This window comes from Marinagarivorans sp. (assembly GCF_982758155.1).
On sequence record NZ_CEXWTU010000122.1, the window covers coordinates 1 to 14,146 of the forward strand.

13 protein-coding genes are annotated in these 14,146 nt (G+C 46.3%); 8 read left to right on the forward strand and 5 right to left on the reverse strand.

Annotated elements, in window-relative coordinates; genetic code table 11:
- Positions 1–117 precede the first annotated feature (117 nt).
- The gene (locus tag AC3A8L_RS13135) at positions 118–1,047 is read right to left on the reverse strand and encodes a LysR family transcriptional regulator (RefSeq protein ID WP_487962719.1); all 930 of its coding nucleotides are present in this window, start codon (positions 1,045–1,047) and stop codon (positions 118–120) included.
- 128 nt (positions 1,048–1,175) lie between these two features.
- Here AC3A8L_RS13135 and atpE point away from each other — a divergent pair, with 128 nt between their 5' ends.
- Together atpE and AC3A8L_RS13145 are read left to right on the forward strand one after the other, a co-directional pair.
- A complete protein-coding gene (atpE, locus tag AC3A8L_RS13140) occupies positions 1,176–1,427 on the forward strand; it encodes a F0F1 ATP synthase subunit C (RefSeq protein WP_487962720.1) in 252 nt (83 codons plus the stop codon).
- 201 nt (positions 1,428–1,628) lie between these two features.
- Entirely contained in the window at positions 1,629–2,750 is a 1,122-nt protein-coding gene (locus tag AC3A8L_RS13145; RefSeq protein ID WP_487962721.1) for an alpha/beta hydrolase family protein, read from the forward strand.
- Between the two features lie 187 nt (positions 2,751–2,937).
- Here AC3A8L_RS13145 and AC3A8L_RS13150 read toward each other — a convergent pair whose 3' ends face one another.
- Together AC3A8L_RS13150 and mpl are read right to left on the reverse strand one after the other, a co-directional pair.
- Positions 2,938–3,555, reverse strand: a complete 618-nt coding sequence (locus AC3A8L_RS13150; RefSeq protein ID WP_487962722.1) for a flavin prenyltransferase UbiX — start codon at positions 3,553–3,555, stop codon at positions 2,938–2,940.
- A gap of 29 nt (positions 3,556–3,584) precedes the next feature.
- A complete protein-coding gene (gene mpl / locus AC3A8L_RS13155) occupies positions 3,585–4,943 on the reverse strand; it encodes a UDP-N-acetylmuramate:L-alanyl-gamma-D-glutamyl-meso-diaminopimelate ligase (protein WP_487962723.1) in 1,359 nt (452 codons plus the stop codon).
- Between the two features lie 163 nt (positions 4,944–5,106).
- On the opposite strand from mpl, the gene map reads away from it, so the two are divergent.
- From map to AC3A8L_RS13185, 6 genes are all read left to right on the forward strand, one after another.
- Positions 5,107–5,877, forward strand: coding sequence for a type I methionyl aminopeptidase (gene map, locus AC3A8L_RS13160; protein ID WP_487962724.1), 771 nt, complete (start codon positions 5,107–5,109; stop codon positions 5,875–5,877).
- Between the two features lies 1 nt (position 5,878).
- Complete coding sequence (locus AC3A8L_RS13165; protein ID WP_487962725.1) at positions 5,879–8,572, forward strand: [protein-PII] uridylyltransferase; 2,694 nt, start codon at positions 5,879–5,881, stop codon at positions 8,570–8,572.
- Positions 8,573–8,633: 61 nt separating this feature from the next.
- Positions 8,634–9,833, forward strand: a complete 1,200-nt coding sequence (gene dapC / locus AC3A8L_RS13170; RefSeq protein ID WP_487962726.1) for a succinyldiaminopimelate transaminase — start codon at positions 8,634–8,636, stop codon at positions 9,831–9,833.
- Between the two features lie 70 nt (positions 9,834–9,903).
- Positions 9,904–10,593, forward strand: coding sequence for an endonuclease III (gene nth / locus AC3A8L_RS13175; protein ID WP_487962727.1), 690 nt, complete (start codon positions 9,904–9,906; stop codon positions 10,591–10,593).
- A 299-nt stretch (positions 10,594–10,892) separates the two neighbouring features.
- Positions 10,893–12,101, forward strand: coding sequence for an RtcB family protein (locus AC3A8L_RS13180; protein WP_487962728.1), 1,209 nt, complete (start codon positions 10,893–10,895; stop codon positions 12,099–12,101).
- Between the two features lie 2 nt (positions 12,102–12,103).
- Positions 12,104–12,301, forward strand: coding sequence for a hypothetical protein (locus AC3A8L_RS13185; protein WP_487962729.1), 198 nt, complete (start codon positions 12,104–12,106; stop codon positions 12,299–12,301).
- A 68-nt stretch (positions 12,302–12,369) separates the two neighbouring features.
- On the opposite strand, the gene AC3A8L_RS13190 is transcribed toward AC3A8L_RS13185, so the two are convergent.
- Complete coding sequence (locus AC3A8L_RS13190; RefSeq protein WP_487962730.1) at positions 12,370–12,543, reverse strand: energy transducer TonB; 174 nt, start codon at positions 12,541–12,543, stop codon at positions 12,370–12,372.
- Positions 12,540–13,847: a helix-turn-helix domain-containing protein gene (locus AC3A8L_RS13195; protein ID WP_487962731.1), complete on the reverse strand. Its 1,308-nt coding sequence runs from the start codon at positions 13,845–13,847 to the stop codon at positions 12,540–12,542. Before AC3A8L_RS13195 ends, AC3A8L_RS13190 begins: the two co-directional genes overlap by 4 nt.
- Positions 13,848–14,146: the final 299 nt, after the last annotated feature.

Sequence of the window (14,146 nt, forward strand, 5' to 3'; positions counted from 1 at the left end):
AAGGGCTGGTCATTAGGGTAACGCATGGAGCAGTTACCGAGGCATGTAACGCTTTGGGCAACGCAGTTGAGGAAGTAGGAGGCAAGTATTATTGGATAAAGTATTTTTTCCTCGGCCCTAATCCTTTATCGCACTAAAACGATTAAGTTTATGCTGCTCCCGACAAAAATAGACCTTAAGAAAATCAGTAAATAATTGTATTTTTGTCGAAACATTTTCTTTGTGTTGGTAAATAGCCACAATATGACGAATCAGCGTTGTCCACTCGGGTATTTGCGCAATTAACTCGCCCGACTCAAAATCATCCACCAAATAATAATCCGGCAAATAGGCCAAACCCAAGCCTTGTTTAGCCGCCGCTCGCAAGGCATGGCCACTATTACTCCGCCAATGGCTTTTAACCCTTACCGACTCATCATTCTGATTTATAGGGTTAATTAATTTCCACGGCTTACTAACCCCCCTATCTTCAAACAATAACGTTTGATGCTGCTGAATATCATCAGGGGATTTAATCACGGGGTTATTTTGCAGGTAGCTTGGGCTAGCCACTACAAAAAAGCGTGTAGCAGCTAATTTTTGATTCACCACATTCACATCATTGCGTTCACCCACTTGAATCGCCACATCAAAATCGCCATCGATAAGATCAACTTTGCGGCTGCTGATTTCAAGCCGAACTTCCAGCTCTGAGTGCAAACGCATAAATTCCGCAATGGCAGGGATCAACAGTACTTCCCCCAACCAATGCGGGGAGCAGATTTTAAGCTGCCCCTTAACCAGCTGCTGCGCCTGGCTCACCGAGCGCTCTGCCGCCTCGAGATCCTCCATTATTTGCTGGCATTGGCGATAAAAAATATGCCCTGTTTCAGTCAGGCTTGTTTTACGTGTTGTCCTATGTAGCAAACGACTCCCTAGCCGCCCCTCTAACCGGCTAACCTGCTGGCTAACATGACTTTTGGAGACACCAAGAGCACGCGCCGCCGCTGAAAACGTGCAGTTATCAACCACCGCCAAAAACTCTTCAAAACCCTCCCAACGACTCATAACACTCACCACTGTTCACACATAAGAACAGTATCATCAATAAATTCGATATTATCAAACAAAAGAAAACAAACTAAGCTAAGCCCACAGTAACCAACGGCAATTAACACAACACAGAGGAATAGAATATGAGTCTCGAATTAATCGGTGCCGCGAGCACCTTAGGTGCAGCTATTTTAATCGCTGGCGCAGCCATAGGCTCTGGCCTTGGTGTTGGCCAAGTCGGCGCTAAATTTCTGGAAGGCGCCGCTAGGCAGCCGCACATCGCTAACGAACTACAAGTACGTGCACTGCTAATGTCTGGCCTGTTAGATGCCGTACCTATGCTGGCAGTAGCTACTGGCATGTTGATACTGTTTGCCAACCCGCTGGCCGCCTAACTCCATCCCTAGCCGCCCACTTTGTAAAGTTCAAGCACGCAAACTAAGGCGGACCGATGAAGAGAAAGCTATTACAAATGATAACTACAATAAGGCTTCCAACAGAACTGGGAAGCCCTCCTTTTAACGCTTCACTAAATCAATAGTGCCAAAATAAGAGATTCTATTGTGATTAAAAAAATAAGTATTTCGCTCATAATAATGTTAATAATCTCAGCCTTGACGCTTACAGTTACAAAACTGCCAGAGCCTTATTCAACGGCAAGTGAAAGCGCGCAATGGCTGCATAATGGTGTTGATAAGGTCAACAAAAGAGAGTTTGTACTAAGGGACAGTACCCGTGAAACGCAAGCTCACCAAACATTTAACGTTTTCGAAGGGCTTCCATACCGCGAGTTCAAAATCACCGTTTGGTTTCCAGACAACATGGAAAATCAGCAACACCCCCTCATTATTCACAGTCATGGTATGGCTTCTAACCGCAATGACGCAGAATACATCGCAAGTCATTTGAGCTCTCATGGCTATATCGTTTTGGCTGCCGATTATCCGCTTACAAACAGAGCCGCCCCAGGTGGAGCCTTTGCGCCGGACGTGATTAATCAGGCTGACGATATAAAGTATTTTCTTGATAATATACTCAATACCGGTAATGAAGTGGGCCATGACTTCAGCCAATATATTAACCAAGAAAAAATAGGGGTAATGGGAATATCTTTAGGCGCCGTCGCGAGCACTCTAATCACATATCACCCGACCAAACGTGACGCAAGAATCAAAGCAACTGTATCGATAGCGGGAGCAAGCGCAATGTTTGGCGAAAAGTTCTACGGTAATAGCACTACACCATTTCTAATGGTCGCAGGCGAGCAGGATGCTGTGTTAAACCATGAACATCATGCCGAGCCTATCCCAAAACGTATAGCCAATAGTCTATTAGTTAGTATTCAAGGCGGCTCGCATCTGGGTTTCATAGACGGAGCCAAATATATGCGCTGGATGAACAACCCAGACAGCCTTGGCTGCTATCTTATAAACCTGAGTGATCGAACAAATGAAAAATCGTGGTACCCGCAATTTGGCACAACCGAACAAGGTATTATTTATGACGACCCAAGTGAAGGCTGCGCGCAAGGCGCCATATTCCCTAAAACGATAAACCCCTTAAAACAGCACCGCATCACTCAGATATCAACCTTGAGCTTTTTTGAGAGTGTCTTTAATGATGAAGCGGCTATACGCGAATCAGCAATAGTATTTTTAAACCAAACGCTATCGAAGGAACATGACTTTGTAGAAGTACAAAGTAGTATCAGGCAATAAACTCGAGAGCAATATAAGCCCGCCAACCGTCATCCCATAGGCAACTCCTGACCTTAACAAGACTATAGCTGTAACTGTTCGAGACTATAAATTCGAGAAATGAAAAGCTAACGAATCCCATTCGCTAGCTTTAGTGTCAAGGGTATACACCAGCCGCTGCCGTTAAAAGTAATGGATTACAAACACCTTAATAAAGCTTTATCACCTCGCCCCACTTAGGTACCAACTTCTGATCTAACCCTAACTGATCCAAAATTCGCGCCACTACAAAATCAATTAAATCCTCAATGCTTTTGGGGTTTTGATAAAAACCAGGGCTGGCAGGAATAATTACGGCGCCCATTTGAGTAAGTTTAAGCATGTTTTCTAAATGCACCTGCGAATAAGGCGCTTCGCGAGGGACTAGAATTAATTGACGGCGTTCTTTTAAAGCCACATCGCCAGCGCGCTCTATTAAATTATTACTGGCGCCATTAGCAATGGCCGAAAGCGTGCCGCCACTGGCGGGGCAAACAACCATTTTACGGGCAGAGCTAGAACCACTGGCCGCGGGGCAGAACCAATCTTCGCGGCTAAATAAGCGCACAACACCGTTGGAAAATCCAAAGCGCCGCTTTACCCACGCTTCTTGCTGCTTAAAATCGGAGGGAATGTGATGATCGGTTTCGGTATTAATAACCACTTCCGCCGCTCTGGAAATTAATAAATCTACGTCGCAGCCTTGCGCCAATACGCACTCCAATAATCGTAAACCGTACTGCGCACCAGAGGCACCGGTAATCGCTAGAGTAATTTTATCTGCCATTGTTAGTTATTCCTTTTCCTTAAGTGTATTTATTGAGACGTTAAATTTTGAATTAAACGTTGGTGTATTCCGCCAAAGCCACCATTGCTCATAATCACAATGTGTTCGTTGGGCTTAGCGTTTTTAACGAGGTTTTCAAGTAAGGCATCCATTGAATCGAAGCACGCATGCTGCGGATGTTTATCGTCGATAAGAGTTTGAAGTGACCACCCCTGCTCGGCCGGCTGATACCAACAGACACGACTCGCATCGTCACACGCATCAATTAAAGTTTGCTGGTGAATGCCTTGCTTCATCGTATTCGAGCGCGGCTCTATGACTGCAGTAATCGGGGCATCGCCCACTTGCGCACGCAAACCCTGCAGCGTTGTTTTGATCGCTGTCGGGTGGTGGGCAAAATCATCGTACACCGTCACACCATCAATAGTTGCCAATCGCTCCATACGGCGCTTCACATTACTAAAACCGCATAATGCTTCGCAAGCAATATTGGGCTCTACACCTACGTGTCGTGCAGCCGCCATGGCCGCTAGCGCATTGCTAACATTGTGCGCACCGGTTAAAGCCCAGCTAACGTGGCCCACAATGGCGCCATCAAACCACACATTAAATGTGCTTCCGTCTAGGGCTACATTGTGCGCCTGCCATAAACCGCCATCACCAATAGTGTGCTCCGGTGTCCACTGCCCCATCGCTAAAACACGCTTTAAAGCTTCGTCTTTTTCGGGGTAAACCAACAAACCATGTTGTGGCACAGTGCGCACCACATGATGAAATTGGCGTTCAATAGCCGCCAAATCAGGGAAGATATCGGCGTGGTCGTACTCCAAATTATTCATTACCAATGTATGCGGGCGATAATGAACGAACTTAGAGCGCTTATCGAAAAAAGCACTGTCGTACTCGTCGGCCTCAATCACAAAAAAGTCCGAATCGCCTAAGCGGGCAGAAACATCGAAATTTAAGGGCACGCCACCAATTAAAAACCCCGGCGCCATATCAGCATTTTCGAGCATACAGGCCAGCATACTCGCCGTGGTCGTTTTGCCGTGAGTACCTGCAACGGCCATAACCCAGCGCCCCTGCAGCACGTGATCGGCCAACCATTGTGGGCCAGAGGTATAAGGCAACATTTGATTAAGAATGGCCTCAATCACAGGATTGCCGCGGCTAATCACATTGCCCACTACAATCATATCGGGCGCCGGTTTTAGTTGCTCCAGCCCCCAACCTTCAAATATTTCAATCCCCGCGGCACGCAACTGCGTACTCATAGGTGGGTAAACATTCACATCAGAGCCCGTAACACGATAGCCCAACGCCTTAGCTAATTGCGCTAGGCTACCCATGAAGGTGCCACAAACACCCAGAATATGTATATGTTTCATCGATCAAGTAAGGCCTAAAAAAGTAGGCCAAGAGCTTATCACAATCCATCAATTCGAGCGAAAGGCCCTACAACAAGAAAGGATTAGTCAGCTAAACGAAAGGTGCGGTGCGCGGCCACATCGTTTAAAATGCAGCCTATTTGCTTGCCAACCAAGGTTCCTCATGACAGTTACCATCAAAACACCTGAAGAGATTCAAAAAATGCGCATTGCCGGCCGCATGGCCGCTGAAGTCCTGGAAATGATTGGCGATTACGTCAAGCCAGGGATAACGACGGCTGAATTAGACCGCATCTGCCACGAATACATTACGGTAGAGCAAAATGCGATTCCAGCACCTTTAAACTACAAAGGCTTCCCCAAGTCTATTTGCACCTCGGTAAACCAAGTGGTGTGCCACGGCATTCCATCCGAGAAAAAAATCTTGAAAGATGGCGATATTATCAATATTGATATCACTGTGATTTTTGATAGTTACCACGGCGATACCAGCAAAATGTTTTACGTGGGCAAAGTGCCGCAACATGCCGACCGCCTGTGTAAAATGACACAAGAGTGCTTATACAAGGGTATTGAGCTGGTAAAAGACGGCGCGCGTTTAGGTGATATAGGCCACGTGATTCAACAACATGCCGAAAAACATTTTTATTCGGTAGTGCGTGAATACTGCGGCCACGGCATTGGGAAAGTATTCCACGAAGAGCCCCAAGTCGTTCACTACGGCAAACCCAATACCGGCTTTACCGTAAAAGAAGGTATGACATTTACCATAGAGCCCATGATTAACGCCGGTAAATCAGCCACCAAATTAAAAAAAGATGGCTGGACAGTAGAAACGAAAGACAGCCGTTTATCGGCGCAGTGGGAGCACACCCTAGCCGTAACAGCAACCGGCGTAGAGGTATTAACCGCTCGTAAGGAAGAGTCATTCTAATATGACTTTAACTGTGCCCATTTATGCCTGCCAACCCCTTTGCTTTAACCAGCGCCGTTTCCGCAAAGATTTAGAAAAAAAACCTTTAATCAAAGTTTTTAAAGACGCCATCGCGGGTGTAAATGAGCACTTTCAAATTCGTTTTTTAGAAAGTGAAGATATCCGCTACCTTATCGCCGAGCGCGCTGTTTTTACCGATGTTTTACTGCATTACGCGTGGTACCAGCATACATTTGATGACGACATTACGCTTTTAGCCGTTGGGGGTTATGGGCGCGGCGAGCTTCACCCAAAATCTGACGTCGACATTTTAATATTATTAGCTGAATCCGCTGATGGAAAATATGCCGAGCAACTGCAAAACTTTATTACTTTTTGCTGGGATATTGGACTAGATATAGGCAGTAGCGTACGTACACTACCGCAATGTGTTGAGCTTGCTCGCGACGATATTACGGTAGCCACCAACCTACAAGATGCTCGGCGAATTTGTGGTAACGACCTACTCCACGGTCAACTGAAAACACTAACATCTAGCAAACACATGTGGACAGCTAGTGAGTTTTACCAAGCCAAGGTTGACGAACAAATAGAGCGGCATGCAAAACACAACGATAGCGAATATAACCTTGAACCTAACATTAAAAATTCGCCTGGTGGCTTGCGAGACATCCAAACAATCCACTGGGTTGCCAAACGCTATTACGGCGTAAAAACGCTGGCACAACTGCAAAACAAAGGTTTTTTTACCGAACATGAATTCGGCGTATTGCAAACTTGCGAAACCACCCTATGGCGAATTCGTTACGCACTACACGGCGTAGCCGGCAGGCCAGACGATCGACTACTGTTTGAATACCAGCGTGAATTGGCACAGATTTTTGGCTACGAAGATAACGACAAAGACCTAGCCGTTGAACAGTTCATGCGCACTTATTATCGCGCGGTTTTAGCCTTGCGTGAGCTTAACGACGTACTACTGCAAAGCCTTAACGAAAAAATTCATCAGCGTGATCACGAACCCAACATATACCCCGTTAATGCTCACTTTCAACTGCATGATGACTACATCGAAGTCACCCACAAGCAAGTCTTCAAAGAAAACCCATCAGCGTTGTTAGAAATCTTCGTTATTTTAGGCACGACACCCAGCATTAAAGGCGTACGTACCAACACGATTCGCTTGATTAACGAACATCGCTTTTTAGTCGATGACAACTTCCGCAGCAACCCCGCCAACAAGCATTTATTTTTACAGTTATTTAAAAACGGGCAAGGCTTAATTACGCAACTAAAGCGTATGAAGCGCTATAACATACTAGGGCGTTACCTACCGGCCTTTGGAAAGATTATTGGCCAAATGCAGCACGATTTATTCCATCGCTACACCGTTGATGACCACACGCTGTTAGTGATTCAAAAAATGTGTGACTTTAGCGCCCCCAATGCTGAACAAGAATTCCCCATCGCGGCACACATTTTAAAGCATATGGACAAACCCGAAATACTCTATTTAGCGGGTTTATTTCACGACATCGGTAAAGGCCGCGGTGGCGATCACTCAACCCTCGGCGCTGAAGATGCAATCACCTTTGGCCAAGAACACGGCTTATCTGCCAGCGATACAAAACTGCTCGCTTGGCTGGTTAAAAGCCACCTACTTATGTCATATGTCTCGCAAAAACAGGACATTAGCGACTCAGACGTTATTCATGAATTTGCCCTAAAAGTAGGTAACCAGCGCTACTTAAACTACCTGTATGCGCTTACCGTTGCCGATATGAACGGCACCAATCCAGATATCTGGAATAGTTGGCGCGCCAGCCTTATGCGCCAACTTTACACCGAAACCAAACGCGCCTTACGTCGTGGTTTAGAAAACACGATTGACCAAGCCGATCAAATAGAAGACACCAAGCAACAAGCACTCTATAAATTACAAGACAAGGAAATTCCGCCAGAAAAAGCCATCGCCCTATGGCAAGATATGGGTGACGAATATTTTCTGCGCGAAGGTCATAACGATATCGCCTGGCAAACTGAAGCGATTATTAATCACTGCGGCGACAAACCTTTAATATTAGTTAAAGACGACACCAGCCAACAATGGGGCGGCGCCACCCAAGTGTTTATCCGCGTACCCGATCAAGGCAATATATTTTTAGCCGCCGCAACCGTGTTTGCTCAACTAGGCCTTAACATTCATGATGCCCGTATTTACAATACGAATAGCCGCTACACCATCGATACGTTTTATGTATTAGATGAAAATGATCAACCGGTTGAAGATGGCAGTTCTAAACAACAAAAAATTATTGACGGGCTTATTGAAGAGCTTAGCTTTGTTACGCAAGGTGAATATTCCGATATCATTAAAAAGCGCACCCCCCGGATATTAAAACAATTCCCTATTCCAACACGCACAAAAATACAAACCCCCGAAGGCGCCACCTTTACCACACTGGAAGTCATCAGCCCAGATAGGCACAGCTTGTTGGCAACCATTGGTCGCATTTTAATGGAGCACGACATCCAACTTTGTAACGCTAAAATTTCCACACTTGGCGAACGGGTTGAAGATGTATTCTTCATCACCGATCAAAATGGCGACCCATTGACCGACCCACAAGTGTGCGAAGAGCTGCAACGTGCTATTTGTCGCGAGTTGGACGAGCAAGTTGAGCAATCGCAATAATTTTTATTAATAGGGCGGTGTCACCACCGCTGAACACTCATTCTTTATAGCTTTAGCCACTATGAATCACACCCTATCAGCCTTACACCCCTACCCGTTCGAAAAACTTGCGGCCTTAAAAAATGGTATTACGCCACCCGCATCGCTGGAACATATTCCACTGTCCATTGGCGAACCCAAGCACACGCCACCCGCATTTGCACTGGAAGCTATTAGCAACAACCTAAACGCGCTCACGCAATACCCGCTAACAAAGGGCTTGCCCGAACTACGGCAAGCCATTAGCAATTGGGCTAATACACGCTTTACATTAAATAACGCACTCGATTTTGACACCCAGATTCTACCGGTAGCCGGCACACGAGAAGCCCTATTTGCGTTTACTCAAGCGGTAATCGACAGAACAAAAAAAACACCCAAAGTTTTAATGCCTAATCCCTTTTATCAAATATATGAGGGTGCCGCCATTATTGCTGGCGCTGAACCTGTATTCTTAAACTGCACAGCCGAAAACGGTTTTTTACCTGATCTAGACAGCGTAAGCGTAGAAACTTGGCAAGCTTGCCAACTACTCTTTTTATGTAGCCCGGGAAACCCCACCGGCACGGTTATGGACCAGGCTTATTTAATCAAAGCGCTAGCATTAGCAGACGAGCACGACTTCATTATTGCCAGCGACGAATGCTATAGCGAATTGTATTTTGATGAAAGCATGCCGCCGGTAGGCTTATTAGAAGCGTGCATCAATAGCGGTCGCGCCGACTTTAAAAATGCCGTCGTTTTCCATAGCTTATCCAAACGCTCTAATTTACCGGGCTTACGTTCGGGCTTTGTCGCTGGCGACGCCGAAGTACTGGCCAACTTTTTAAAATACCGTACCTACCACGGCTGCGCCTTACCCGTAACAACCCAGCTAGCCAGTATTGCCGCCTGGCAAGACGAAACTCACGTAAAAGAAAACCGTGATTTATACCGCCAAAAATTCACACAAGTGGTTGATATACTCAACCCCGTGCTGCCAGTCAGTATTCCAGAAGCCAGCTTTTACCTTTGGCCCAAAACGCCAATTTCCGATACCGAATTTGCACAAGGGCTTTTTGCTCAACAAAACGTTACCGTTTTACCGGGACAATTCTTAGCCCGCAATACCGCGACCGGCAACCCTGGCGAAAACTATATTCGCATGGCATTAGTCGCCCCCCTCACCCAATGTATTGATGCCGCCCAACGCATCAAGGCCTTTGTAGAGTCTCTATCTTAAAAAGCCTTTTGCGCGTAAGAACTCTCTTACGCGCGACCCTTCTGGCACTACCTTAGCTAACGGCGTACTCATGAGCGAACACCCCCAACCCGAAAACAACGTAAAAAACCTAATCAAAGCCGAACGAATCGACTTAGTCTTTAAAACGCTTAATGCCCACTATCCAGAAACGCCGATACCGCTCGACCATACCGACTCTTACACCTTACTGGTTGCCGTTTTGTTATCGGCGCAATGCACCGATGCACGCGTCAACTTAATTACTCCACTGTTATGGCAACTGGCCGACAACCCCTTTGACATGCAACATGTTCCTGTGGAAGATATTCAAGCCGTTATTCGCCCCTGCGGGCTATCGCCACGAAAGTCCAAAGCGATAAGCGAGCTTTCACGCATATTAGTCGATGAGCATAACGGTGAAGTCCCGCAAAGTTTTGAAGCACTAGAAGCCCTGCCCGGCGTAGGCCACAAAACAGCCAGCGTTGTAATGGCACAAGCCTTTAATGTACCCGCCTTCCCCGTGGACACTCACATTCATCGCCTAGCCCAGCGCTGGGGATTAACGAACGGTAAAAACGTAGAGCAAACAGAAAAAGACTTAAAACGTTATTACCCGGCAGAATCGTGGAACAAATTACATTTGCAGTTTATTTTTTATGGTCGTGAATTTTGTACGGCTAGGGGCTGCGACGGAACCGTATGCCCACTGTGTAAAGCGTGTTACCCAAAGCGTAAAAAACCAAAACTTACACGAAAATAACTCAACGCTTAAAATCACATATCAGTTGACAATTTTATTTTAGCCGTTAAAGTGCGCGGCATTCGTTTTACCCAAACAACCATTCAACACAGGAGCACATTCATGACTTTACCGAGAACTCACCCATAGTCTTTTTGTGCTTAGGCCTGAAAGACACCATGCTTTCAGGCCGGACCTTAGCGTATTTTGATACGATAAAAATCCCCGGCAATGCTGGGGATTTTTGCATCTAGCCGTTACAAAAACACCACACTGAAAGCCGACATTTTTATTTTCGCAATTAATGCGAAGGATTATTTATGCCTGTTTTTATTGAATTTAATACAGCAAATAGCAAAGGCGATGTACCGATTAAAGTGTACACCCAGGCCATCGACCCCAAAGCTATCACACAGTTAAAAAATACCGCGGCCCTCCCCATCGTTGGGCCGCATGTAGCGGCCATGCCCGATGTCCACTTGGGTGTTGGCGCTACGGTGGGCTCAGTTATACCAACCCGCAACGCGATCATTCCCGCGGCTGTAGGCGTGGATATTGGCTGCGGCATGAATGCTATTCAACTATCACTACGCTGCACACAACTGCCTGATAATTTGGCCCCCATGCGTGCAGCTATAGAACGCGCTATACCCGTCGGTTTAGGCGCACACAAACGGATTAGCGCCCGCGACAACGCCTGCAAACCTCTAGCAGCCTCACTGGAGGCTATAACTAAAGCGCACCCAGATATTAAAAAACGGCTTAAAAAAGCGGACAGTCTGTGGGTAACACAAATGGCGACACTGGGTAGTGGCAACCACTTTATTGAAGTGTGTATTGATGAATATGGTTACGTTTGGTTAATGTTGCACTCAGGCAGCCGTGGTATTGGTAATGCTATTGGCAGCTACTTTATAGAGCGCGCCCGCAAGCAACTAGAAAATAGAGAGCGTAAACTTATCGATAAAAACCTTGCATGGTTTGATGAAGCCCAAACCGATTTTCACGACTATATGACAGCCGTTAATTGGGCGCAGCAGTATGCGCGCATTAACCGGCAAGAAATGATGAAGCTCGCGCTACGTGCCATAGAACCTTTTTTACCAAAATTCACCATTACGCATGAGGCGATAAACTGCCACCACAATTACGTTGAACAGGAACAGCATTTTGGCGAAACGCTCTACATTACACGCAAGGGAGCCATTAATGCGGAGCAAGGGAAACTGGGGATTATCCCTGGAAGCATGGGTGACAAATCGTTTATCGTGCGCGGTTTAGGTAATGCCGATTCTTTTTGCTCTTGCTCCCATGGCGCAGGCCGCGTGATGAGCCGAAGTGCCGCACGACAACGCTTTAGCCGAGAAGATTTAGCCGAACAAACACGCGGCGTAGAGTGCCGAAAAGACAGCCGCGTGATCGACGAAATACCAGCGGCCTATAAAAACATCGACGACGTAATGAACAACCAAAGTGATTTGGTAGAAATTGTTCACACATTAAAACAAGTCATTTGCATAAAGGGATAACCATGGGCAAACGAAAGAAGAGCAGTAACAAAGCAAAACCAACGGCCGTTAAAGTACTTAAAAAATACCGCAATACCGTTTCGCAAAATCCTCTATTGCGCAAAGGCGGCGTTCACGAGAAAACCCATAAAGCACTGCGTACCAGTACCAAACGTGAGTTGCGTGCGAAAGCGCGCGACTCAATTCTTCGCTGTGCATAAAAAAGACGCCTTTCGACGCCCAAGGGGGAAACGGGTTATCAGGCATCGTCACTGAACATTCGAAACACTTATTTTTCTAAGTTAAATACCACGCGGCGACTCATTCCGTAAAATTCAACCACCTCACCAAAGCGCTCATTAGGCGTAAATTTCCAGCGTTTAATGGCATTCACTACCGACTTATCAAAAATGTTTTCAGGCTGCGCGCACAGGCAAACCAGACATAAGTCACTGGGAATCAAGAGGCATTGCCGGGGGTATTCTGTTTGCGGTATTCACTGGGCGCTAGGCCAGTAAGGCGCCTAAAAAATCGATGAAAAGCCGACTTACTATTAAAGCCTGCACGACCAATAATATCGTTAATCGTCATATCGGCATTGTCAGCACAAGATAACAAGCACTCGGCCTCATAGGTGCGAAAAGCATTAACAAACTCAGAAAACGAACAATCGAAATACGCGTTTATCAAACGTGAAACATCCCTTGAGGGCAGCTCAACCGCATTTGAAAACTTGTCCACGTTGAGCGTTTGCTGCAGGTGTAGTTTCTTATCATCAATACCGCTAATTATTGCCCCTAAAGCCTCGTGTTCCTCATGGTTATTGGCGGGCCTTTGCTGCCGGGGTAAATAAGCAGGCTGACTTTGCCCTCCCGTTTTTATTGAATAAGGCACCAGCCCTTCAGCTGCTGGCTTAGAATGCACGGCTAACTGCGAGGCTAAATCCTCATCTACCGGTGCACTTGATGGGCGCGCTTTTAATTGAAGCGGTTGAAGCGGTTGAAGCGGTTGAAACGGAGAGAGCATGCGTATAACTTTAAAGCTGTAAAACAGCAGTACGTTTACCCAGACTAATATCGCAAAATCATTAATAATTCCGAGTACATTTGCGACGTCAAACGACATATGCTCACCAGCAATATGTACGCCCAAATTTAAGCTCCACTGCGCGAAAAATCCCCATACAAGTGCTTGTATCCAATAGTTAGATTGATATTCATCATTGGCGTAATGCATGCCGAACACAGCAGGCGCTTGACGCAGGGTATAAATTGCCGCTAGCGCATAAATACAGGGTACTAATCGCATTAATGTCCACCAGGTGTAGGTGCCCGGATTAAGGGAATCGAGCTCGACAGAATAACTAATCAGGTCAATATCTAGACCATTGGTAAAGGCAACCGTCAGCGCCATAACAAAAGCCGAAAAATGTAACATGTGAATCGGGCGAAGCTGAAACTTCGGGGTAGTGAGTGCCTGCACAAACAGCAGTAAGAGCGGCCCTTTAGCGATAAAAGCAAATGACGCAAAAACAATCACCAGCCAAGAAACAGGGGCTAGCACTGCACGCAGTTCGGCTTGCCACACAAGCAATATTGCCGCGGCATCCAACCCGATAGCAATAAACAACAAACCCAGAAAATACCGACACATTAGACTTGGCATTGGCAGTGCCCTAGCAATAACCACCAATCCAAATACCAGAGCACACTCCAGTGTAGCCACGATCAAAACAATGTCGATTATTGAAAAGTGAATAGCTTGCATGGGGTGTCTGTTATCTCGGTAAGCTCGAATTTAGATTGGCACAATTAGGCTAAATACAGGTGCCGGCTTGGTCACTATTACGCCTCCGGGATTACTTTTATTGTCACGCGGTATTACAGTAGAGTATAAGGGACGAGGAAACAATATTTCATCCACTAATGCTTGATCTCGACCTCCTTATCTTCGTTGCTCAAAGCGTTACATGCCTCGGTAACTGCTCCATGCGTTACCCTACTGACCTATGCCATATAGGCCCCGGCATGCGCCCCTTTAAGCGCCTCGATAAGAAAGCCGATCGA